Below are 22,470 nucleotides of genomic sequence, written 5' to 3' on the forward strand. Positions count from 1 at the left end.
CTTTCTTGCCTCGCGAGGAATGCGCGGCACGCGCAGGGGAAGAAAGTCGCACCGGCGCCGTTGCGGCCGAGGCGCCCGAGGCGTCAGCCGTCCCTCGGCCAGATCAGGCCATCCGAGGCAGCGTGGCAGCGCGACATCGGACGGACCACGGAGACAGCAGGCGACTGTCGCCGCGCCCGGCACAAGCGCGATGGACCAGGCATCGCGGTCACGGCGCCCATGGCGTGCACAAGGGAGGATCCGGCCGGAACTGGGGAGGCGAGATGCTGGCCAGGTGACCCATCATCCCGGCTCGGTGGGGCGTGGCGTGGATGTGCCCGACGAGGGTCGCCATCCATCGGTTCAGCCGCGCGATCCCGATGACGGCGCCGGCAGGCGCGCCGCGGAGGGGGATGGCAGGCGAGGCTGATCCGGTCCCGCCCCTTCGGCGAACTCTGCGTCAGGACGGCCAGCGGTGACCTGCCTCGGCTGGGCGCCGGCGCCCGCGAACGCAGCCAGTTGCACTGCCGCGGAGACACCCACGGCCAAGCCACCGATCGCCGCGAACACGTGCCGCCAGACTTCCGACGGCACGAGCAGCGCCGAGATCCCGAGCACCGCGTGATAGCCGGCCACGGCCGCCGGTGCGGCGAACAGCAGCGCGATGACGGCCCGCAGGGCGAGCGAGCGCACGGAGGCGAAGAGCAGCTGGGCGGCGAACAGCGCCACCACGCCCGCGACGAGGCCGACCAGCGCCGCACCGATCACGCCCGCGCCCGTCTCGAATGCCCACATGCCGACTGTCAGCCCGACGAAGAACGGCATGGCGTAGATGGCGAGCGTGAACAGTAGCACGAGCGCCGTGCCGAGGCCGAACAGGCTGACGATGACACCCAGCGTCATACGACCCTCCCCGGTCGAGGCGCGATGATGCGCCGCGATTGTAGCGGATCGCGAGTGCGCAGCGCTTCGCCTTTGCGCGAGCGCATCATCGTGCGGGCGGCGCTACCCGCCGCCCGCGCGGAAGTCGAAGAGCGGGATGCCGAGGCGCTTCGCCTTGTCGGCCAGGTTGTCAGTGACACCCGAGCCAGGGAAGACGATGACGCCGATCGGCAGCGTCTCGAGCAGCGCGTCGTTGCGCTTGAACGGTGCCGCCTTGCTGTGCCGGTGCCAGTCCGGCTTGAAGACGATCTGCGACACCTTGCGCTGGTCGGCCCAGCAGGCGGCGATGCGCTCGGCGCCCTTCGGCGTGCCGCCATGCAGCAGCACCATGTCGGGGTGCTTCGCGTGCACGCGGTCCAGCGCGGCCCAGATGCGCTGGTGGTCGTTGCAATCGACCCCGCCTGCGAAGGCGACGCGGACGCCCGGGGGCAGGAGCGGTTCGGTCTCGGCGCGGCGCCTGGCGGCCAGGAAGTCGCGGCTGTCGATCATCGCCGCGGTCATCGTGCGGCGGCTGGCCATCGATCCCGCGCGCGGGCGCCAGGCGGAGCCGGTGTGGTGCTCGAAGTGCTCGGCGGCGGCGTCGCGGAGGAACTCGAAGGCGTTGCGGCGCTCGATGAGCGTGAGGCCCTGGGCGAGGAGGCGCTCCAGCTCGACGGAGCGGACTTCGGAGCCGTCTTGCTCGCGCTGGGAGCGCTGCTGCGCGGCCTCGTTGGTGTCGAGCTCGCGGCCGATGCGGTCGATGCCGCGATGGAAGAGGTTGACCAGCGACCAGAGCAGGTCGGGCAGGTCGGGCTCGAGGCGCGTCTCGCCGAGGCTCGCGACGAGTGCGTCGAAGATGTCGGCGACGGCGCCGGAGAGGCGGTCCGGATCGGGCAGCGGCCGAGGGTCGGGCTCGTCGGCGAAGGGGCGGTAGCCGTGGAGCTGGAGTTCGTCGAGCAGGTGCGCGGTGGCGGAGGCGGCGTGGGTGGGTTCGGCGTCGTCGAAGCGGTCGGTCATGGCCGGGTCCTCGCTGTCACGGGCCGCGCCCATCGCGGCCTTCGTGGCGATCACCCGGCCGGGGGTGGGACCGCCCGGCACCCGCAGGCGAAGCCGGAGGGCCGCAGCGCAGCGGAGGACGGCGGCGCGCGGCTTTCTTGTCTCGCGAGGAAGCGGCCCGTCAGGGCCGCGGGGAAGAAAGCTGCGCGACGGCGTTGCGGGGCTGGCGCGGCTCCGGCCCGATCGCGCAAACGAAGGCCGTGAGGGCGGCGCTGGACGACAAGCCTTGGCCAAGGAGCTCGGTGCGCGCAGGCCGGCCCGAGGGCGACATCTGCCGCCCTGAATACCGAACGGCGACACGGCTGGCATGCGCCGGGAGCGGACGGCCGGCTTCCGATGGCAGATGCAGTTAGAGCAGACTTCTGCCTCTCCGGTGCAGGCCTACGTCGGCATTCACACCGCCGGCGTTGGAGGGGTTGTCGCGATCATGCGGCTTTGGTCACCTTGCGGAAGCACGCGACTCCCGCCGTGTTCAGACCGAGGTTCCAGGCCCGGTTCGTCCAGTACGGCCCTTCCAGCACAAGGTCGTCGCCCTCGCGCCGGAGGGTGAGCTTCGCGGCTCCCTGATGCGTCGAGACGTCGGTGGATTTCGGGGCGAGCGTTGTGTTCTCGTATAGGTAGCTGATCGTCACCTCGCCGGTCGTGCCATCCCTCTCGACCCCGGTCGTGAAGGTGCGCGAGATGGAGTAGCGGTCGTCTGTCGCTAGCTCCATGCATACGGTGAGCAAGTTGGCCGTGATCGTCGCTCGCGCCGGCCTGACAAGCAAATCGATGTCGCCTACGCCGTCCGCGCCGCGCGCAGAGATCCGGGGCCAATTCGAGCGTAGCTCTCCCACCCACTCGCCCGCGAGGTCCGGGAACACGCCGCAACTCCACCTTTGTCGGCAGCACCAGGGGAAGATCTTCCCGCTCCCCAGCAGCGCCACCGTTCCCGAGGCGATGGCGATGCCGGTACCGGCGGCGGAGAAGACTGCCTTCGCCCAGCCCCAGCCTGCCGGCACCTCGATCAGGGCGCTGATCGCCACGATTAGGACGGCGAGCGCGACCACTGACCAGCCAAATACTTTGAGAAGGATTGGAAGCCCAACAATCTGGTACACCGCACCACCCCTTGTGGTTGAAATCAGGTCAGAGACACCATAGGTCGAATGAGGCGTTGACGCAGAGGGACTTTTTCGTGGCGGCCAGGTTCCATCGGGTACTTCGCGGGGTTGGGGACACCCCCGGCTTCATCCGCAAGATTGATCTCCCCGACCGGGAGGAGGCGGCCTTGCGGTCGGCGCGGGACGACATCCGGGAGTGCATCCGGGCGGCGTTCCGGTCGGTCGCCGACCGCGCCCCGCTCCAGAAGCGCTTCCTGTTCGAGGACGCGTCGCCCGCCTTCCGCACGGATGAGTTCCTGCGGGGGCTGCGTCCCTCCCCCCGGTTCCGGGGCCAGGGCAGCTACTCGTACAAGACCCTGAACGATCCCGTCCCGGACCACACGCCGCCCCAGCAGGTCGACCTCGACGACGGAGTGTTCCTGCCGACCTCGTTCATGAACCAGGGCGAGAGGCCTGCATTGGCGGCGAAGGCGTATTTCAAGGTCATCGAGGAGGCGTTGGAGCCGCTTTGCAAGGAGCGGGGCTGGACGCTCTCCCGTGAGAAGCCGTCCTGCGTCCGTGTGGTGATCAACGCAAAAACCCACGTCGATCTCCCGCTCTACGCAATCCCCGATGAGGACTACGCGAACGTCGAGCTGCTGGAGAAATCCCTGCACTCGCGCGGCATGTTCACCATGGACTCGGCGGAGTTCGCCGACGACTCTTACAGGAACCTGCCCGACGATCACATCATGCTCGCCCGCCGCGACGGCGGTTGGATCAAGTCGGACCCCCGCAAGCTGCACGACTGGTTCCAGGGCGCGGTGGCAAAGCACGGGCCGCACCTGCGCCATGTCTGCCGCTACCTGAAGGCGTGGCGCGACCACGAGTGGGAGGAGCCTGAGGACGGCATCTCCTCCATCACCCTGATGACGATGGCGGTGCGCGCCTTCGACGAGAACCGCACCCGGCTGGACTCCTCGCGCGAGGACGAGGCCCTGCTCACTGTCGCCGAGCGGATGCCCGCTCTCCTCGCGGTCACGATCAAGAACCCGGTGGTCCCCGACCCCGAGGCCAACCTGGACAAGGACTGGTCCACTGAGACGCGGCGGGGGTTCATCGTCGCCGCTGAGATGCTGCGGGACGATCTGCGCGCTGCTACGGCGGCGACGAAGGCGGACGCGGTGATCTCGCGGTTGCAGGGCTGCCTGGGCGGACGGGTGCCCAGCGATCCGGCCCTCGTCGAGATCGTGCCCACTGAGGAGGCCCGCATCCTCGCCCAGCCCCGCGCCGCCGTGCCGCTCGCCCCGGTGGTGCGCACGACCTCGGGGTGACCCCCGGCGAGGCACTGGCGCGCATCGGGGAGGCGCTGACCGGCCTGGGCTTCACTCCCGGGCAGGGCGAAGCCCCGGGATTCATCGGGGCCGTCGATGTGGGAGGCCGGCCCGTTCGAATCTCCGTCTGCTTCCCCTGCCTGCGCTTCTCGCGTCTGCCCAGTGTTCGCCTGACCCATCGGAGCGAGGACGCGCCCGATGCCCTCGCGCATGTCGAGACGGGCGACTATCTCTGCTACGCGACGCAGGGCTCGCTGGTCCTCGACCACCACCGGCCCGCCGAGAGCGCCCTGGCCGTGCTCCGTGAGGTGGTGAACACCCTGGAGCGGTCGCTGTCCGCCGGGGCGAGCCGCGAAGTCGCCGCCGAGTTCCCTCAGCACTGGCGCGCAGGAGCGGACGTGCACGTCGCGCTCCCGCCCGACGCGCCCGGCGGCATGGCCTCCCTCCTCACTGTGCCGCGCCTCGGGGCGCTCCCGCTGTCCGTACTGACCCGCCAGCTCGACAACGGCGGGTTCGAGGGCGGGGCGATGGGCCGGCTGCGCGGCGCGGAGACGGGACGTGCCTGGCTTGTCCGCGTGCCTGGCGAACTCTCCCTGACGACGGGTGGACCGCCCACGACCTTTGCGGCGTTCCTCGACTGGGCCGAGGTTCAGGATCCCGCGCTGCGCGCGCGGCTTCTGGATGCCGCGTCGCAACGCTTCTTCGACGAGGATGTGTGTCTCTTTGTAGCCGGAGCCAACGGGTGCGTCGGTGTCCGCCTGCGGTTGCCCGTGCTCTGGCAGAGGTGCGTCCGCACCAAGGGCTTCTGGGCGGCCCGGATGCGCGACGGCGCGGCGAAGATCGGAGTGGAGCGGCTGCGGGGCCAGCGGATGGACGCGGAGCACGCGAGGACGCGCAATCTCGCGGGCAGGGCTACGCTGGCCGGGCGGCTCGTGGTGCTCGTTGGGTGCGGAGCCATCGGGGCGCAGCTGGCCCGATACCTCGCCCAGTCCGGTGCAGGATCGGGCGGCGGTCGCCTCGTGCTGGTCGATACCGACGTGCTGTCGACGGGCAATCTCGGGCGGCACTGGCTCGGGGCGGAGCATGTCGGGGACGGCAAGGCAGCGGCGGTCGAGGCGGAACTCAAGCGCCTTTCGCCCGGCATAGCCGTGCAGGCGGTTCCCGATGACGCAATGGCCAAGTTGGACCTAGCATGCCGCGCCGACCTAGTGGTGGACGCTACGGGCGAGGAGCCGCTCTCCCGCGCGCTGAACCACGAGGTGCAGGTCCGTCGGCCTGGCGGGCCGGCGATGATCTTCGCGTGGCTGCTCGGCCAGGGAGCCGCGGCCCAAGCCCTGTTCGTCTCCGCGTCACGCGACGGGCGAGGCTGCTACGCGTGCGCCCGTCCCTTCGGCGAGAGGCCGCGCGCGCTGCGCGACGGCGCGGATGCGCTGCCGGTCCCCGCGGCCTGCGGCGACGCTGAGTTCATGCCCTATGGCGTGGCCGCGCCGGGCGTGGCCGCCTGTCTCGGAGCAGCGATGGCTCTTGAATGGGCCGCTGGCGAGGTGCGTCCCTCGTTCCGCACGGTCAGGCTCGACCACGCGTCCACCCGCGACGACCCCGACCGGGACGTGGCCGCCGTGCCGGGCTGTCCCGAGTGTGGGGACGGTCCGGCGTGAGGACGCGCGTGCTCGTCCACCACGCGGTTAGCGAAAGCCTCGACCTCGCGGCGGGGACCTGCAGCGCGATGCCCGAGGCGGGCGGAATCCTGCTCGGCGCGTATCGCGGTGCGGACATGGAGGTGACGGGACGCACCGATCCGGGTCCGGGAGACGAACGGCAATTGTTCTCCTTCACCCGCGCGGACCCCCTTCACGATGCCGCAAACAGGGAGGCTTGGCACGCGTCGGGCGGGACCGTGAGCTACGTCGGGGAGTGGCACACGCATCCCTGGAGCGGCGTGGAGCCTTCCTCGACCGACGCTGCCACATGGCGGTCCGAAACCAAGCGCTGTGGCCGCCCGATGGTCTTCGCCCTCGTCGCGCCGGGCGAGTGGGGGCTGTTCGTCGTCCGCCCTCGGTGGCCGCGACCTTCAATCTCCCGCCTCGTAGTTCTAGAGGCGGGAGATGTCGGCGTGGTTCACGGGTAGCGCCGACGCGCATGAGCGACGAGGTCGACGTATCGCAGCCTTTTGGAAGGGATGAGTCCATCACCTGGGCCGGCCTCAAGACGGAGCGCGGGGCGGTACTGCTCGCCGAGACTGTTCCAATGAACGCTGAACAAATGGGTCAGCGTGAGGTCGCGCAGCCGGCGCTCGCGGTCAAGCCAGGTGCCGACCGCCGAGACCTGCTGGCGGGATCTTCGCCTCGGATGCCTCCGCCGCAGCGCGTGTGCGGATGGCGGCCGAGTTTGCCGATGCTCCATGGTGTTCAGCTCGTACGCCTTCGGCAAAGCTGAACGAGCCTCCGCTTTCGGACAGTGCGCGCCCAAACACCGGCGACCGGGATGGGCGCAAAGCGGACAACGAGGCGCTGGCGCAGGCCTTGGCTGCGGCGGCAGAGGTAGTGCGGGCCTAGGCACGAAGGAACGCCACATCCTTGGGCGCCAGCTGGACGCGCACCCACGAGGCCAAGTCGGCAGGACCGATCTGACGCAGATCGTCGTTGAAGTCGTCGGAGCGTGGGTTCAGTGCCAGGGGCTCAATGCCCGCTCGCCCCGCCCCCTCGATCAGCGTCGCTGCAGCGCTGGTGCCCGCATAGTCGTTGTCTTGCGCCACGTAGAAGCGGCGAACGCTACCGGGCAGGACCAGCGCCGCGAGATGACTCGCCGACAAAGCAGCAATCATCGGCAAGAGCGGCGCGACGCAGCGCAGCGCGAGCATCGTCTCGATGCCCTCGCCGACCGCGACAACATCGTCCACCACGCCGAAGCGCACACCATTGCCGAGTAGCCGCCCCATCGCGCGCCGCGGCGTCGCGATCGGCGCCTTGCCGGTGCCGTCGTGCGCGAGCCAAGTGCGGTGCACGCCGGTGATCGTGCCGTCGAGGTCCGTCACCGCGGCGAGCATTGCGGGCCACGTCTCCACCGGCGCGTTTTCGTCCGCGCGGTAGTAGCAGCGTGGGTGGAAGCGCAGCGCGGGCAGGTCGTCCAGGTAGGCGATGCCGCGCGCGCGCAGATAGGTCTCGGCCAGCGTGCCCTTGATCGGCTGCCCGGCGTGAAACAGCCGACGCGCCGCATCCGGCGAGCCAGTCGCGACAGGCGCGTGCGGCTCGGGCCGCCGCGGCGTCGGTAGGCTCAGGAACCGCCGCGCCTCGCCCAGCACATCGCGCAAGCGGTCGAGACCGCGCGCACGGGCGATTAAATCCAACAGGTCGCCATGCTCGCCCGTCGCGGCGTCGGTCCACTTCCCGGCAGCGCCGCGCCCCGCCTCCGGCCCGTGCAGCCGCACGAACAGGCTGCGCCCCAGCGTATTCGCGACATCGCCCACGGTCCACCAACGGCCCTCGCGCCGGCCGTTGGAGAGGTAGTGGCGGCAGACCGCCTCGGCGTTGCGGGCCAGGCGGCGCGCTAGCGCGGCGGCATCCTCGCGCATCGGTCCCTCCATGAAGATGCGGGCCCGCCTTGCGACGGGCCCGCGAGGTGCAGGGAGGCCGGTTACTCGGCGGCGATCGCGGCGGTGGGGACCGCCGCGGCCTCAGTGTCCTCTGCCGGCGGCGCCGACGCGATGGCCGGTTCGCCGCCGTCCACCGCCGATTCCGCTTCGCCCTCCGGCGTCGCCTCGGTCTCCGGCTCCACCGCCCCGAAGACCTGGCCCGGTGAGCGCAGCGGCTCGGGCACCCAGCCGGTGCCGGCGAGCAGTTCCTCCGCCGCCGTCGCCATCTCCGCCTTCTTCAGGCCGGCGATGCGCTCCGCCGCCCGCGCCCCGCGCGCCTCCCGCACGGCGGCGAGGATGCGGCCCTTGGTGACGCGGCCGAGATAGGCCTCCGCCGTCGGCCGCCAGCCGACCGCGGCCATGTCGAGGCTGACCGCCCCGGCGATGCGGTCGGCATGCGCGATCGCCTTCGGCCGGCGGTTGTAGGCCTCGTGCACCGCGTTGACCGTCAGCCCGACGCAGTGCGCGAACAGCGCCTCGCGGCTGTCGGCATCAAAGCCCGCGAGGACCGGCCAGAGCCCGCCAGGCTCCGTCGGCATCTGCGCCTGCCAGCGCGCGTGGCACGCCTCGATGGCGCGCGCCGAGGTGGTGTCGGCGAGGCCGGGCGCCTGGGCGGAGAACAGCGCGCTCTTCGGCTCGATCTCCAGGCAGGAGTCGAGGCCGTAGCGGTAGAACAGCCGCAGGCAGAGCGCGTGCAGCGCGGCGAGGAAGGCCGTCTGCGGATCGGCGGCGAGCGCGTCGCGCAGCGCGAGGGTGCGGTGCGCCGTGAGCTCGGTCAGCAGCCGGTCGGGCAGCGGTCGGATGCCCTCGTCCTCCTCCGGCGGCTCGGCGGGCGGGGCGGCCGTGCCGGTGTCGGGCTCGGCGGTGGTCTCGCCCTCCGTCTCCGGATCGGCCGAGGGCTGGTCGGTCTCGACCTGCTCCTGCTCCGGCTCGGCCGCGACCGGCGGCTCGTCCTCCGGCCGGACATAGCCGCGCTCCACGCGCAGCGAGCCCGAGCCGTCGATGCTGACGAAGACGCCGGCGTGCGCCATCTCGTCGGGGTCGAAGGCGACGGGCCGCTCGTCGAAGGTGGCCAGTGCCTCCTCGATCTCGGCCAGGCGCCGGTCGGTCTCCTCCGGCACCTCGTCGGCCTCGGCGCAGTCCTGCTCCAGCCGGTCTAACTCGGCCTGGAGCGCATCGCGCCGCGCCGTCGCCTCCTCGGTCAGCGGCTGCGCCTCGCCGGCCAAGCGACGCAGACCGTAGGTGTGGCCGTAGGGGAAGTCGGGCGCGGCCTCGACCCAGCGCCAGCCTTCGGCGCGGATCGTCTCGGCCTCGCGCTCCAGCCGCTCGCGCGCGAGGCGGTCGAGCAGCGCGGCATCCTGCCACCAGCCACCATCGTCGGGCTGGAACAGGTCACGCAGGATCAGCCCGCCCGCCGCCTCGTAGGCCTCGGCGCCGACGAAGCGGGCGCGCTTGTCGGAGGCGCGCACGGCGCCCTCGGTCAGCAGGCGGCGGATCTGGTAGGGCTCCTTCGTGAAGGAGCGCTGCAACGCCTCCCAGACCTGCTCCTGGCGCTCATGGTCGGGGCTGACGGTGAAGGCCATCAGCTGCTCGAGCGTCATGCCGTCCTCGGCGTAAAGGTCGAGGAGGCGCGGCGAGACGGCGGCGAGGCGCAGCCGCTGCCGGACGACGTCGACCGAGACGAAGAAGGCGGCAGCGATCTCCTCCTCGGAACGGCCGCGTTCGCGCAGCGCCTGGAAGGCGCGGAACTGGTCGAGCGGGTGCAGCGGGGCGCGCTGCACGTTCTCGGCCAGGCTGTCCTCCTCGGCGATGCCCTCGGTGCGGATGATGCAGGGGATCGGCGCGGTGCGGTCGAGGCGCTTCTGCTTCACGAGCAGTTCGAGCGCGCGGTAGCGCCGGCCGCCCGAGGGCACCTCGAACATGCCGGTCTCGCGGCCGTCATCGTCCAGCACGGGGCGGACGGTGAGGCTCTGGAGCAGGGTGCGGCGGGCGATGTCCTCGGCCAGTTCCTCGACGGCGATGCCCGCCTTGATGCGGCGGACATTCGCCTGGCTGAGCACGAGGCGGTTGAAGGGGATGTCGCGCGAGGCGGAGAGGGCGACCTTCGGGGCGGACTTCGACATGGGGGTTCTCCATGACGGGCCGGCCGGGAGCCTCTCTCCCGACCCTCAACCCGTCACGAAGACCGCCTCGGCCCTCTCACTCTCTCCGCGCAGCTGGTGCGTCAGGGGGCAGGTGCCAGACCTCCGCTCCGGCCGCGCGATAGGCATCCGCAACAGCCGCGAGCGGCGCGTAGGAGAAGGCACCCCACGGCGGTGCGCTGGCGGGCTCACCGACCGCGACCATCGGGCCGCGCACCGCGAGATCGCAGACGACGTCGAAGGCCAGGCCGCGACTGTCGATGACCGGCAGGCCGGCGGCGAGGCAGGCCGTCTTGATGGTCTCGCAGTCGTGCCCGCTGAGATATGCACCGCGAGCGATGTACAGGGTGAAGCCGCCGCGGCCGATGGCGAGATGGCCACCCTCCGTGATGAGGGCTTCGTGGATGTAGCGGCCGTAGCGCTCCTCCTCCTCGGGCGCGACGACCGGAGCACTGGCGTTGTGCCGCCGGGTCACGACACCACCTCCGCCACGTCTGCGTCATCGTTGATCGCTTCGCCATCAGGCGCGAAGGCGAGCAGGAAATCAGCCGCCTTCGATGCCGCGCTCGCCGCGCGGACGATTGCGCGATTTTCCTCGCGCAGCACCTCCAGCCAGGAGCCGATGTAGTCGGCGTGGCGCACCGTCGGCACGATGCCGAGCGTGGCGCAGGTGAAGGCCGCCGTCATCTCGGCGACCAATTCCTCCTGTGCGTACTTCTTCGAGCCGAAGCTGTTGGCGATCTCGCGGCCGAGGCGAGATGAATGCCCCGTCCAGTGACCGAGCTCATGCAGCGCGGTCCGGTGCCAGTCGATAGGCTGGAAGTAGGCCTGCGGCGGCGGCACGCGGATGAAGTCGCCGAGCACGTCGTAGTAGGCGCGCTCCCCGCCGATGCGGAGGTCGGCGCCGGACGTTGCAATCAGCGCCTGAACCCGCGGCTCGATGAGCGAGGTATCTGCAGGCGGCGCCGTCGCGGCGAGCTCGGGCGGCAGGCCATCGCACTGCTCGACGTTGAACACGGTGAAGCGCTTGAGGAAGTGGATCGCGCGGGCGTCCTTGCCCGTCTCCTGCGCGCGCTCGCGCTCCTCGCCGGGGATGAAGCGGTCTGCATAGACCACGGTGGTCCCGCGCTCGCCCTTGCGCACATTGCCGCCGAGCGCGAGCGCCTGGCGGAAGGTGAGCCAGCTCTGGCCGGCGTAGCCGCGCTCGACGACGGCACCCCAAAGGATGAGCACGTTGATGCCGGAGTAGCGGCGGCTCGTCGCGGCGTTCTTCGGCAGGGCGAGCGGCGCGGCCACGCCCGAAGTTCCCCAGGGCTGCACCCAGGGCAGGCGCCCGGCCTCGAGTTCGGCAATGATCCTGTCGGTGATCTCGTCGTAGAGGTTCGCGCGGTCACCCGTGGCTCGGCCGCTCGGAGCCGGCCGTGTCGCGGAGCGGGTCATGGCGGTTCTCCATGACGGGCCGGCCGCGAGCCTCTCTCTCGGCCCCGAAACCCGTCACGGCGACAGCCGCCAAACTCTCGCTCTTGGCGGCGCTGTCAGACGTTTACCTTGCCAGCGTCACGCCATCCGATTTTCGCGCTGCGACGCGCCGCGGCACTACGGCATTCACTCTCGGCTTTTCCCTGCTCGATAGATGCCGCTGCATGGCGATAGCGATCGTCACGGAGCGGCACATGTCCGAGAATCAGCGCAGCATTCCCGTCCTTCGCCGTACCCTTCGACGGCACGAGCTTCGGGATCTCGTCCCGCTATCGGACACGACGATCTACGAGATGGAGCAGCGGGGCGAGTTTCCACGACGCTTCCATCTGACGCCGCGTTGCGTGGCTTGGGACTATGCAGAAATCGCAGCATGGCTCGCAAAGCGGCGGCACGGCGCTGACCGTGGCGGATCAATGCGCGCGCCAATACCCGATGTCAGGATGCGGCGGACGCGGCCTGTGAAGGCATGATGTCAGTCGGCCCAAGCTGCATCGTAGGCGGATAGAGGGTGGGCACCCGCTTCTGGCCGCTGCACCACGCGTCGATCATGTCCGCCCATTCCTGGAGCATGTGTCGACGTTGCGGTTCATACTCCGCCTTGTTGTAGACGCCGCGCGACGATCGATTGTCCTCATGGGCAAGGCTTTTCTCGATCCAGTCGCTGTTAAAGCCGAGCTCGTTCAGCAACGTCGCGCCAGTGCGCCGTAGGTCGTGCACCGTGAAGGCGCCCAACGGCAGCCGGCTGGTCTTCGCACGCCCGACAACCGCGTAGATGACGCGATTGAAGGTCGCACGCGACATCGGCTGGTCGGCCTCATAGCGAGAGGGCAACATATAGGGTGAATTGCCAGCGCAGGTTTTCAGCGCGACCATGATGTCGAGTGCCTGTCGCGCCAGATAGACGTTGTGCGCACGCGAGCGCTTCATGCGCTCCTTCGGAATAGTCCAGACAGCGTTTTCAAAATCTACCTCGTCCCAGGTCGCATCGAGCAACTCGCTCTTGCGCACCATGGTCAGGAGAATGAGGCGGAGCCCGAGCCGTATAGTCGGTAGGGTTGCGACGTGTTCGATCTGGTCGAACAGAATGCGGATCTCCGACGGCGAAAGCGCACGATCCTTCGGCACGAAGGTGGCGATTGATGCCGGCCCCACTTCGTCGGCCGGGTTCGCAATCTTCTCGCCATGCAGGATCGCGTGGCCGTAGATCTGCTTGATGATGTCGCGAACATGGATCGCGGTTGCGGGCGCGCCTCGCTCCTTCACTTTGGCGCAGAGCCCGCGCAGGTCGTCGGGCGTGATCTCCGACAGGAGCCTGTTCCTCCATGTCGGCTGGATGTCCCGGTCGAAGATCGCCTTGCGCATCGACCGTGTGCTCTCGGCCATTCGCGCGTCATCGAACCAGCGCTTCCCGGCGGCCGCGATTGTGAGTGCTTCTGCCGCGCGGCGCTTCGCGCGCTGCTTCTCCTGCGCGGGCGACTGTCCGGCGGCAACGGTCTTCCGAGCAACGAGGCAGCGCTCGCGGGCTTCGGCGAGCGTGAGTCCGCCAGGTCCGTAGGCGCCGAGGGTTAGCGTTTCGCGGCGCCCGTTCAGCCGATAGTCGTAGCGGAACGAGATCGCTCCTGACGGCAGGACCGCGACATACATACCGTCACGGTCAGCAATCTTGTACGATTTGTCTTTCGGTTTCAGCCGCTTGATGGCGATATCGGTGAGCATGACATCCTCCTCAGCGACTACGATACGCCCCGCTCCAGGGCCGTCCATACCGTCAGAGCCGATACCGTCAATCCTATCAAAAGGTTCAACAAATTCAGCGCGTTGTCCGTGAAATTTGGATCGCGTTTGATGGATCTCCAGGCGGACAAGCTTCAACACGCCGGCACTGCCCGCCAGATGATACCGTCAATGATGCCGTCAGATCAACGCGCTTGCACACGATAGATCGTGAAGCATCTCACCAGATAATATCAATGATTTTATCTACTTAGCGCCGTTCGCGCGATAGGTCTCGAACCATACCGAAGCCTATCGCATCACTCCCACTCGATCGTCCCTGGCGGCTTGCTCGTGATGTCGTAGGTCACCCGGTTGATCCCCCGCACCTCGTTGACGATCCGGTTCGCCACCCGCGTCAGGAACCCCATGTCGAAGGGATAGACGTCGGCGGTCATGCCGTCGGTGGAGGTCACCGCGCGCAGCGCGCAGGCCTGGTCGTAGGTGCGGCCATCGCCCATCACGCCGACGGTGCGCACCGGCAGCAGCACCGCGAAGGCCTGCCAGATCGCGTCGTACAGCCCTGCCGTGCGGATCTCCTCGAGGAAGATGGTGTCCACCTTGCGCAGCAGGTCCGCCTTCTCGCGCGTCACCTCGCCGGGGATGCGGATGGCGAGGCCCGGCCCCGGGAAGGGATGGCGGCCGACGATCTCCTCCGGAAGGCCGAGCTCGCGGCCGAGCTCGCGTACCTCGTCCTTGAACAGGTCGCGCAGCGGCTCGACGAGGCGCATGCGCATCCCCTCCGGCAGCCCGCCGACATTGTGGTGCGACTTGATCGTCACGGATGGTCCGCCGGTCGCCGACACGCTCTCGATCACGTCCGGATACAGCGTCCCCTGCGCCAGGAAATCCGCGCCGCCGAGCTTGTTCTGCTCCTCCTCGAACACCTCGATGAACAGCCGCCCGATGGTCTTGCGCTTCACCTCCGGATCGGTGACGCCGGAAAGCTGCCCGAGGAAGAGGTCGGACGCGTCGCGATGCACCAGGTGGATGTTGAAGCGGTCGCGGAAGGTGGAGACGACCTGCGTGCTCTCGTTCGCCCGCATCAGCCCGTGGTCGACGTAGATGCAGGTGAGCTGGTCGCCGATCGCCTCATGGATCAGCACCGCGGCGACCGAGGAATCCACGCCCCCCGACAGCCCGCACACCACGCGGCCCTTGCCCACCTGCGCGCGGATCCTGGCGATCGCCTCGGCGCGATAGGCGCCCATCGTCCAGTCGCCGGCGCAGCCGCAGACGCCATGGGTGAAGTTCTTCAGCAGCGCCGCGCCATGCGGCGTGTGCACCACCTCCGGGTGGAACATCGTGCCATAGAAGCGCCGTGCATCGTCGGCGATGACGGAAAACGGCGCCCCCTCGCTCGACGCCACGGACCGGAAGCCCGGCGGCAGGGCGGTGATGCGGTCGCCGTGGCTCATCCACACCTGCTCGCGCGCGCCGGGCGCCCAGACGCCCTGGGTGATGGCGCATTCGCCCGTCACATCGACGAAGGCGCGGCCGAATTCCCGGTGGTCGGACCCTTCCACCACGCCGCCGAGCTGCGCGGCCATGGTCTGCTGCCCGTAGCAGATGCCGAGCACCGGCACGCCGAGCCGGAACACGACCTCCGGCGCACGCGGGCTTTCGCCCTCGTTCACGCTCGCCGGTCCGCCCGAAAGGATGATCCCCTTCGGGGCGAAGGCGCGGATGCGTTCCTCCGGTGCGTGGCTGTAGGGCCAGACTTCGCAATAGACCCCGGATTCCCTGAGGCGCCGCGCGATGAGCTGCGTCACCTGGCTACCGAAGTCGAGGATCAGCACATGTTCGTGCCGGAGGGCGGAATCAGGAATCGGGTCGGCCATGGCGGCTTCCAGCACAACGCCGCGCCGCCGGCAAGCGCCTGTGCGCTACCTCTCGCCCGCCGGGGCCGTCGCCGCGAGCAGCGCCTCGATCGGATCCCACACATAGGCGGCCTGTTCGACCGCCTGGCCGCCGACCCGGATCGTCTCGCGTGCCGCCTCCTTGCCGCCGAGATGCCGGTAGAACCATCGCGTCGGATTGTCCGCCAGCACCCAGAGCATGGCGGAGCGGCACCCCACGGCGCGCAGATGCGCCCCCATGGCGCGCATCAGCCGGCGCCCGGCGCCTCTCTCCCGCCAGTCCTCGAGCAGGTAGAGCGTCTCCACCTCGCCATCCGCGAGGCCGGCCCGGCGCGCCCGGCCGCCGGAGGCGAAGCCCACCACCGTCGAGCCCATCGGCCGGCCCGGCCAATCCTGCCCGCCCGCCACCGCGACGAAGACCGCATGGCCCTCCCGCCGGTCGAGGATGGCGCGTTGGTAGAACCCCGCCAGCCGCGGCGCCGACAGGGCGGCGAGGTAGCCATCCGGCAGGATGCCCGCATAGGCCGAGCGCCAGACCGCCGCATGGATCTCCCCGATCGCCGGCGCATCGGCGGGGCGGGCGCGGCGGATGCTGATCACGCCGCCCGCTCCAGCACCGCGCAGAAGAATCCGTCCGTCCCCTGCGCCGCGGGCGAAAGGGCAAGCCAGGGTCCGGCGCAGGGTACCGGCACGCCCGGCACCAGCGCCCTCCACAGCCCTTCCAGGGGAACCGGCGCGAAGCCCGGCCCGCGCGCCAGGAAGCGCTCCATCTGCTGCTCGTTCTCCTGCGGCAGGATCGAACAGGTAGCGTAGATCAATCGGCCGCCCGGGCGCACCAGTTCTGCGGCCTTGGCCAGGATATCATGTTGCACCGCAACAAGTTCGGCGAGATCCTCCGGCCGGGTGCGCAGCCGCGCATCCGGGTTGCGCCGCCAGGTGCCGGTGCCGGTGCAGGGCGCGTCCACCAGCACGCGGTCGAAGGACCCCGCGCGGCGCTTGGCCCAGCGGTCGCCGGGCGCCAGCAGGTGACGCTCGGCATTGTCCACCCCCGCCCGCCGCAGCCGCCGCGCCGCCCCTTCGAGCCGCGCGGCGGAGGTGTCGCAGGCGGTGATCCGGCCGCGATTGCCCATGGTCGCCGCCATCGCCAGCGTCTTGCCCGCGGCCCCCGCGCAGTAATCCGCCACCCGCATCCCCGGGCGCGCATCGGCGAGCAGGGCGATGAGCTGGCTGCCCTCGTCCTGCACCTCGATCAGCCCGTCCTTGTAGGCGGCGGTGCCGGTGATCGGCTGACGCGACGGCAGCCGCAGCCCCCAGGGGGAGAAGGGCGTCGGCGTGGCGGCGATGCCTTCCGCCGCCAGCGCTGCGGCCGCCCGGCCGCGGTCGGTGCGCAGCAGGTTGGCGCGCAGGTCGAGCGGCGCCTCGGCTTCCAGCGCCGCGGCCTCGCGCGCCAGCGCCTCCCCGAAGCGCGCGGCGAGCGCCGGCAGCGCCCAGCCCGGCAGGTTCAGCCGCGCGGAGTCCGACATGGCAGGATCGACCAGCGCCCGCCCGGCGAGCGCCGCCGCCGCGCGCCGCTCCGCCGCATCGAGCACCGGCGGCCCATAGCGGGACCCGTCGAACACGGCCTCCGCCGCCTGCCGCGCGGTGCCCTCGACCAGCAGCATCTGCGCCAGCAGCAGCAGCCGCGGCGTCGGCACCATGCCGATCCGCCCCAGGTGCCAGTCCAGCCGCAGCCTCTGGCGCACCACGCCCCAGGCGGCCTCGGACACGGCGCGGCGGTCCCCGCCGCCGATGAAGCGGCGGGCGCGGAAGAAATCGCTCGCCACCGCATCGGCCGGTCGGCGCCGGGCCTCGGGCGCGAAACACTGTTCCTCGAGCGCCGCGACCAACTCGATCGCGGCGGCAGCACGGGCGGAGGGGGTCACGCCAGCAGGTCTGGCAGGCCGGAGAGGTCGGGCAGCACCGTCACCTCGGCGGCCGCCAGCCCGTATTCGTCGGGTCCGCCGCTGCGGTCCACGCGGACCACGCTCATGTTGAACGCATGCGCTGCCTGCACGTCCCAGGCATTGCCCGAGACGAAGACCAGCCGGTCCGGCGGGCAGCCGAACTGCCGCGTCGCCAGCCGGTAGACGCGCGGATCGGGCTTGAAGACGCCGACCTCCTCCACGCTCAGGATCTCGTCGATCAGCGGCGCGATGCCCGCGGCCGCGACGGCATCGGCCAGCATGCCCGGCGTGCCGTTGGACAGGATGGCGGTGGCGATCCCTTGCGCCCGCACGGTCGCGAGCATGGCAGGCACTTCAGGATAGGCAGGCAAGGTGCGGTAGGCCTCCATCAGGTCCTTCGCCAGGCGGGGGTCGGAGATCTTGTGACGGGCGAAGACGAATTCCAGCGCGTCGCGCGTGCAGAGCCAGAAATCCTCGTGATGCGCCGCGCCGGTCAGGCTGCGCACCCAGGTGTATTCGAGCTGCTTCGCCCGCCACTCGGCCGACAGCGCCGCCCAGCGATCGCCGAGCCGGGCGGCATGCGCCGCCATCGCGGCGTTGACATCGAGCAGCGTTCCATAGGCATCGAAGACGACCGCTTCCGGCGCGGGCATGACGGCTTCCTCTGATCTTCGCCGGCAAGGATGGCCGAGAAGGGCCGGCGTCGCCAACCATCGCGCCGCCGCGCCGGCACTGCTCCGGGGCCGGGCGCGGCCCGAAGCGAGGTGTCGGGCATCACGTGACGGCGAGCGTCCGCCGGATCCTGACGCGCCTCGGCGACGATGTGGCATGGCCGCCGCGCGTCCAGGCCCCGTCCGGCGATCCGGCGCCGGTATCCTCGCCAGGGACCGGGTCGGGGCGCCACCCCGTGCGGCGCCCGGGAATGCGCCTGTCGGCGTGCTCCCCGAACGGTTCCTCAGCCTTCGGCCCGGTAGTTCGGGGCCTCCCGCGTCACGGCCACGTCGTGGACATGGCTCTCGCGCAACCCGGCGCCGGTGATCCGGCGGAACCGCGCGTTGCGCTGCAGGTCGGCAACCGTGGCGCAGCCGGTGTAGCCCATCGCCGCGCGCAGGCCTCCGACCATCTGGTGCAGCACCGCGCCCACCGGGCCCTTGTAGCCGACGCGGCCTTCCACGCCTTCCGGCACCAGCTTCAGCGCGTCCTGCACCTCGGCCTGGAAGTAGCGGTCGGCCGAGCCCCGCGCCATGGCACCGAGGCTGCCCATGCCGCGATACGACTTGTAGGAGCGGCCCTGGTAGAGGAACACCTCGCCCGGTGCCTCGTCCGTGCCGGCGAAGACGCTGCCCATCATGGCGCAATCCGCCCCGGCGGCGATCGCCTTCGCCAGGTCGCCCGAGGAACGGATGCCGCCATCGGCGATGCAGGGCACGTCCTTCTCCCGCGCCGCCGCGGCACTTTCCATCACGGCGGTGAGCTGCGGCACGCCGACGCCGGCAACGATGCGCGTGGTGCAGATGGAGCCCGGCCCGATGCCGATCTTCACCGCATCGGCGCCGGCCTCGATCAGCGCCAGCGCGCCTTCCGGCGTCGCCACATTGCCGGCCACGACCTGCACGGAGTTGGACAGGCGCTTGATGCGCTCCACCGCCGCCATGACGCCATGCGAATGGCCGTGCGCGGTGTCCACCACCACCACGTCCACATCGGCGGCGACCAGCAGCTCGGCCCGGCGCAGCCCGTCCTCGCCCACGCCGGTCGCGGCGGCGACGCGCAGCCGCCCCATCGCGTCCTTCACCGCGTTGGGGTTGGCCTGGGCCTTGTCCATGTCCTTGACGGTGACGAGGCCGACGCAGCGATAGGCGTCGTCCACCACCAGCAGCTTCTCGATGCGGTGCTTGTGCAGCAGCGCCCGCGCCTGGTCCGGCGTGACGTCCGGCGAGGTGGTGATCAGGTTCTCCCGCGTCATCAGCTCATAGACCCGCAGGTTCGGGTCGGTGGCGAAGCGGACGTCGCGGTTGGTGACGATGCCGACCAGCCGGCCGGTGCCGCGCTCGGTGACGGGAATGCCACTGATGCGGTGGCGGTCCTGCAAGGCGCGGACCTCGGCCAGCGTCTGGTCCGGGTGGACCGTCAGCGGATTCACCACCATGCCGGATTCGAACTTCTTCACCTGGCGGACCTGGGCGGCCTGGTCCTCGGGGCTCAGGTTCTTGTGGATCACGCCGATACCGCCCGACTGCGCCATGGCGATCGCCATGTTCGCCTCCGTCACCGTGTCCATGGCGGCGGAGATGAGCGGGATGTTCAGCATGATCTCGCGCGTCATGCGCGTGCGCGTGTCGGTCTGCGCCGGCAGGACGGTGGAGAAGGCAGGCACCAGCAGCACGTCGTCGAAGGCATAGGCCTCTTCGATCATGCGGATGCCCGCACGGGGGGAGTCAGGGGAGCTGTCGGGAGCCATGGGGGACCTTTCGCGATCCGTACCTTGGCGGCCCTCCTTAGTCGGGGTGACGAGGCAGGGCAAGCGTGCGGCAGTGACGGGAGGGATGCAAGAAAGGTCGGGGGAGGAGAACCTCCCGCGAATCCCCCCTCCCTTCTTTCGGGAGTCGGGCGGGAGTGCGGGCGGGGAGCGCTGCGCCCGGCCGGCAGAAGCGGGGCACGCGGAGCATTCCACGCCACGCGATGCCTTGGCTCAGCGCCGACTTTGGTGGACTTGCGGGAGATTGGATGCTAGGAAATAATTCCAGACCAGCGCTGGGGTGACGCCTGCTCTTTGAACGCGTCATCCGAACCATTCCCCCGCCCGGAACCGGAAGCGGGCATTTGTCCGAAAGCGACGGGGGCGGCAGGCTGAGGGCTGGGCCACTTGCATCCGCGCGCGGATCAGCCCCGCGCCCCATCCCCGCGAAACCCCGTCGCCACCACGTACAGTTCCGCGCTGTCCTTCCGGCTCGCCGGCGGCTTCATGTGCCGCACCACGGCAAAATCCCGCTTCAGCGTCGCCAGCATCTCCTTCTCCGTGCCGCCCTGGAACACCTTCGCCACGAAGGCCCCGCCCGGCGCCAGCACGCGGCGGGCGAAGTCGAGGGCGATCTCCGCGAGGCCCATGATCCGCAGGTGATCCGTCGCCTGGTGGCCGGTCGTGTTGGGCGCCATGTCGGACAGGACCACATCCGCCTTGCCGCCCATCGCGGCGATGGTGCGGTCCTCGGCCTCCTGCTCGGTGAAATCCCCCTGCAGGACGGTGGCGCCCGGCACGGGGTCCATAGGCAGGATGTCGATGCCGACCACCTGGCCGCGCGGCCCCACGGCCTGCACCGCGACCTGCGTCCAACCGCCCGGCGCGGCGCCGAGGTCCACCACCCGCATCCCCGGCTTCAGCAGGTGCAGCTTCTCGTCCATCTCCAGCAGCTTGAAGGCGGCGCGCGACCGCAGGCCACGTTCCTTCGCCGCCTTCACATAGGGGTCGTTGAGCTGCCGGGTCAGCCAGCGCTGGCTCGCGGTGCTGCGGCCGGTGGCGGTGCGCAGGCGCGTCGCCATGCCGCGGCCGGCGCCGGGCGGTTGCTTCGCCATCAATGTCTCCTTCAGCGCGCGGAGCCGTGGCGGCGGCGCGCGGGCGCGCGATCGGCGCGCATCATGCGGGTGAGCATCCCTTCCCGCAGGCCCCGATCGGCCACCGTCAAGCGCGGCGTCGGCCAGACGCGGCGGATGGCGGCATAGACCGCACAGCCGGGCAGCACGAATTCCACCCTCTCGGGCCCGACGCAGGGATGCTGCGCCAGCCCTTCCCGCCCGAGGGCGAAGAGATCCCCCAGCGCCAGGTCCGCCGCCGTGCAGTCGAGCGTCGTCCCGTCCACCAGCGGCCGCCGGTAGCGCGGCAGGGCCATGGCCACGCCGGCAAGCGTCGTGACTGTGCCGGAGGTCCCCATCAGCCGCACCCCGCCGGCGCGGATCTCCTGCCCGATGCAATGCACGCGGTCGAATTCCGCGAGGTGGGTGGCGACCTCGTCCACCACCTCGAAGAAGCCGTGCTCGGTGAAGCAGGACTGGCCGGCGCGTTCGGCCAGCGTGACGACGCCGAGGGGCAGGGACAGGTAGCCGATCAGTTCCGGCGGCGCGCCGCGGCAGGCGCCGGCGGGCACGCGGATCCAGGCGATCTCGGTGCTGCCGCCGCCGATGTCGAACAGCAGGGCGCGCCGATCGCCCGGTTCGAGCAGCGGGGCGCAGGATTCCATGGCGAGTTCCGCCTCCTCCCGCGCCGAGATGATGCGCAGCCGGAGGCCGGTCTCGGCAACGATGCGGGCGAGGAAGGCGGAGCCATTGGCGGCGCGGCGGCAGGCCTCGGTAGCGACCGCTTCCAGCCGCCGCACGGGCCGCCGGGCGAGCTTCTCGGCGCAGGAGGACAAGGCCGCCGCGGCGCGGTCCATCGCACCCTCGGCCAGCCGGCCGGTGTTCGCCAGCCCCTCCCCCAGGCGGACGATCCTGCTGAAGGAATCGACCACGCGAAAGCCGGAGGCGGTCGGCGCCGCGACCAGCAGCCGGCAGTTGTTGGTGCCGAGGTCGAGCGCCGCGAAGGTGGAGGGCACGTGATCCGCGCGCGCGAACACCTGCGCCGCCGATTCGGGCGGGACGTCGGGGGTGTAGCGTGCGGAGGCTTCGGTCATTTCGGTATCCGGACCGACGGCGTCTGCGGCCGGTCGCGCGGGAATGATCCGGAGATGTGGGGCGCGGGGCAAGCGGTTTCCATGTCGCTGGCCCGGGGAAGGCGCGGGACGGCGGAAGGAAGGCCCTGGCCGCGGCCTGGGCGGCTGCCGCGGCATGGCGCTGCCGATGCCGGGAACGTTACGACGTGCGATCGCCGCATGGACGGTGTTGCCGGGCGCGGACGAGGGCGCTATATGCGCGGCCCCGGCCGCTGCCGGACCCGCTTGGGGGATAGTTTAGCGGTAGAACTCCCGGCTCTGACCCGGGCAGCCTTGGTTCGAATCCAGGTCCCCCAGCCACCGCCCTGCCAACTCGTTGATCTCGCAAGCCTTTTTGCTCCGGCACAGCACCGGAAGCCGGCTTGTGCCCGATACTGTCCCACCCTGGTCCCACCACCCCTGCACGCACATGGTCCGCAGGGGTTGCATCTACCGCTACCGCATGCGGCCTCCCGGCAAGGCGCGAGGGCACGAGGGAGATCTCTGCGAAACGCGCCTGATCGTTTGTTGGAGGTGTGGGAGCGGGCTGGAACGGGCGTTGGCGATGGGTTTTGCGCCGCGGCAGT

19 protein-coding genes and 1 tRNA gene are annotated in these 22,470 nt (G+C 70.4%); 5 read left to right on the forward strand and 15 right to left on the reverse strand.

Features of this window, described 5'->3' with window-relative positions:
* Positions 1-342: 342 nt before the first annotated feature.
* The 3 genes from GXW74_RS26370 to GXW74_RS26380 form a co-directional block, all read right to left on the reverse strand.
* A complete protein-coding gene (locus tag GXW74_RS26370) occupies positions 343-882 on the reverse strand; it encodes a hypothetical protein (RefSeq protein WP_211849743.1) in 540 nt (179 codons plus the stop codon).
* Positions 883-984: 102 nt separating this feature from the next.
* Positions 985-1,917, reverse strand: coding sequence for a DUF2493 domain-containing protein (locus tag GXW74_RS26375; protein ID WP_211849744.1), 933 nt, complete (start codon positions 1,915-1,917; stop codon positions 985-987).
* A gap of 464 nt (positions 1,918-2,381) precedes the next feature.
* Entirely contained in the window at positions 2,382-3,056 is a 675-nt protein-coding gene (locus tag GXW74_RS26380; RefSeq protein WP_211849746.1) for a Cap15 family cyclic dinucleotide receptor domain-containing protein, read from the reverse strand.
* A 77-nt stretch (positions 3,057-3,133) separates the two neighbouring features.
* Between GXW74_RS26380 and GXW74_RS26385 the strand changes: the two genes are divergently transcribed.
* From GXW74_RS26385 to GXW74_RS28805, 3 genes are all read left to right on the forward strand, one after another.
* Complete coding sequence (locus GXW74_RS26385; protein ID WP_211849748.1) at positions 3,134-4,372, forward strand: CBASS cGAMP synthase; 1,239 nt, start codon at positions 3,134-3,136, stop codon at positions 4,370-4,372.
* Positions 4,369-6,030, forward strand: coding sequence for a ThiF family adenylyltransferase (locus GXW74_RS26390; protein ID WP_211849750.1), 1,662 nt, complete (start codon positions 4,369-4,371; stop codon positions 6,028-6,030). Before GXW74_RS26385 ends, GXW74_RS26390 begins: the two co-directional genes overlap by 4 nt.
* A gap of 68 nt (positions 6,031-6,098) precedes the next feature.
* Complete coding sequence (locus tag GXW74_RS28805; RefSeq protein WP_408903896.1) at positions 6,099-6,500, forward strand: Mov34/MPN/PAD-1 family protein; 402 nt, start codon at positions 6,099-6,101, stop codon at positions 6,498-6,500.
* A 423-nt stretch (positions 6,501-6,923) separates the two neighbouring features.
* Here the strand turns inward: GXW74_RS28805 and GXW74_RS26400 are convergent, their stop codons facing one another.
* The 4 genes from GXW74_RS26400 to GXW74_RS26415 all read right to left on the reverse strand — a co-directional run bounded on the left by GXW74_RS26400 (position 6,924) and on the right by GXW74_RS26415 (position 11,584).
* Positions 6,924-7,943, reverse strand: a complete 1,020-nt coding sequence (locus GXW74_RS26400) for a DUF7146 domain-containing protein (RefSeq protein WP_211849753.1) — start codon at positions 7,941-7,943, stop codon at positions 6,924-6,926.
* Between the two features lie 62 nt (positions 7,944-8,005).
* A complete protein-coding gene (locus tag GXW74_RS26405; RefSeq protein WP_211849755.1) occupies positions 8,006-10,126 on the reverse strand; it encodes a ParB/RepB/Spo0J family partition protein in 2,121 nt (706 codons plus the stop codon).
* A gap of 76 nt (positions 10,127-10,202) precedes the next feature.
* Positions 10,203-10,619, reverse strand: a complete 417-nt coding sequence (locus tag GXW74_RS26410; protein ID WP_246524198.1) for a hypothetical protein — start codon at positions 10,617-10,619, stop codon at positions 10,203-10,205.
* Entirely contained in the window at positions 10,616-11,584 is a 969-nt protein-coding gene (locus tag GXW74_RS26415) for an ArdC family protein (RefSeq protein WP_211849756.1), read from the reverse strand. Before GXW74_RS26415 ends, GXW74_RS26410 begins: the two co-directional genes overlap by 4 nt.
* A 233-nt stretch (positions 11,585-11,817) precedes the next feature.
* Here GXW74_RS26415 and GXW74_RS26420 point away from each other — a divergent pair, with 233 nt between their 5' ends.
* Complete coding sequence (locus GXW74_RS26420; RefSeq protein ID WP_211849758.1) at positions 11,818-12,096, forward strand: helix-turn-helix transcriptional regulator; 279 nt, start codon at positions 11,818-11,820, stop codon at positions 12,094-12,096.
* On the opposite strand, the gene GXW74_RS26425 is transcribed toward GXW74_RS26420, so the two are convergent.
* The 8 genes from GXW74_RS26425 to GXW74_RS26460 all read right to left on the reverse strand — a co-directional run bounded on the left by GXW74_RS26425 (position 12,062) and on the right by GXW74_RS26460 (position 21,865).
* Entirely contained in the window at positions 12,062-13,342 is a 1,281-nt protein-coding gene (locus GXW74_RS26425) for a tyrosine-type recombinase/integrase (RefSeq protein WP_211849760.1), read from the reverse strand. The genes GXW74_RS26420 and GXW74_RS26425 overlap by 35 nt on opposite strands.
* A gap of 317 nt (positions 13,343-13,659) precedes the next feature.
* Positions 13,660-15,240 (reverse strand): glutamine-hydrolyzing GMP synthase, encoded by a 1,581-nt coding sequence (gene guaA / locus GXW74_RS26430; RefSeq protein WP_211849762.1) that lies wholly within the window; start codon positions 15,238-15,240, stop codon positions 13,660-13,662.
* A 45-nt stretch (positions 15,241-15,285) separates the two neighbouring features.
* Positions 15,286-15,858 (reverse strand): GNAT family N-acetyltransferase, encoded by a 573-nt coding sequence (locus GXW74_RS28255; RefSeq protein ID WP_211849763.1) that lies wholly within the window; start codon positions 15,856-15,858, stop codon positions 15,286-15,288.
* Entirely contained in the window at positions 15,855-17,180 is a 1,326-nt protein-coding gene (locus tag GXW74_RS26440; RefSeq protein ID WP_211849764.1) for an RsmB/NOP family class I SAM-dependent RNA methyltransferase, read from the reverse strand. Before GXW74_RS26440 ends, GXW74_RS28255 begins: the two co-directional genes overlap by 4 nt.
* Positions 17,177-17,854, reverse strand: coding sequence for a haloacid dehalogenase type II (locus GXW74_RS26445; RefSeq protein WP_211849767.1), 678 nt, complete (start codon positions 17,852-17,854; stop codon positions 17,177-17,179). The genes GXW74_RS26440 and GXW74_RS26445 overlap by 4 nt, the downstream gene beginning before the upstream one ends.
* Before the next feature lie 302 nt (positions 17,855-18,156).
* Complete coding sequence (guaB, locus tag GXW74_RS26450) at positions 18,157-19,662, reverse strand: IMP dehydrogenase (protein WP_211849772.1); 1,506 nt, start codon at positions 19,660-19,662, stop codon at positions 18,157-18,159.
* Between the two features lie 422 nt (positions 19,663-20,084).
* On the reverse strand, positions 20,085-20,774 hold the full coding sequence (locus tag GXW74_RS26455; RefSeq protein WP_211849773.1) for an RlmE family RNA methyltransferase: 690 nt from the start codon (positions 20,772-20,774) through the stop codon (positions 20,085-20,087).
* An 11-nt stretch (positions 20,775-20,785) separates the two neighbouring features.
* Positions 20,786-21,865: a Ppx/GppA phosphatase family protein gene (locus GXW74_RS26460; RefSeq protein ID WP_211849775.1), complete on the reverse strand. Its 1,080-nt coding sequence runs from the start codon at positions 21,863-21,865 to the stop codon at positions 20,786-20,788.
* A gap of 265 nt (positions 21,866-22,130) precedes the next feature.
* Between GXW74_RS26460 and GXW74_RS26465 the strand changes: the two genes are divergently transcribed.
* Positions 22,131-22,204: transfer RNA gene (locus GXW74_RS26465), tRNA-Gln, on the forward strand.
* Positions 22,205-22,470 lie beyond the last annotated feature (266 nt).

Origin of the sequence: Neoroseomonas eburnea, assembly GCF_018129005.1 — a bacterium.
In the GTDB taxonomy this organism is placed as follows: Bacteria; Pseudomonadota; Alphaproteobacteria; order Acetobacterales; family Acetobacteraceae; genus Neoroseomonas; species Neoroseomonas eburnea.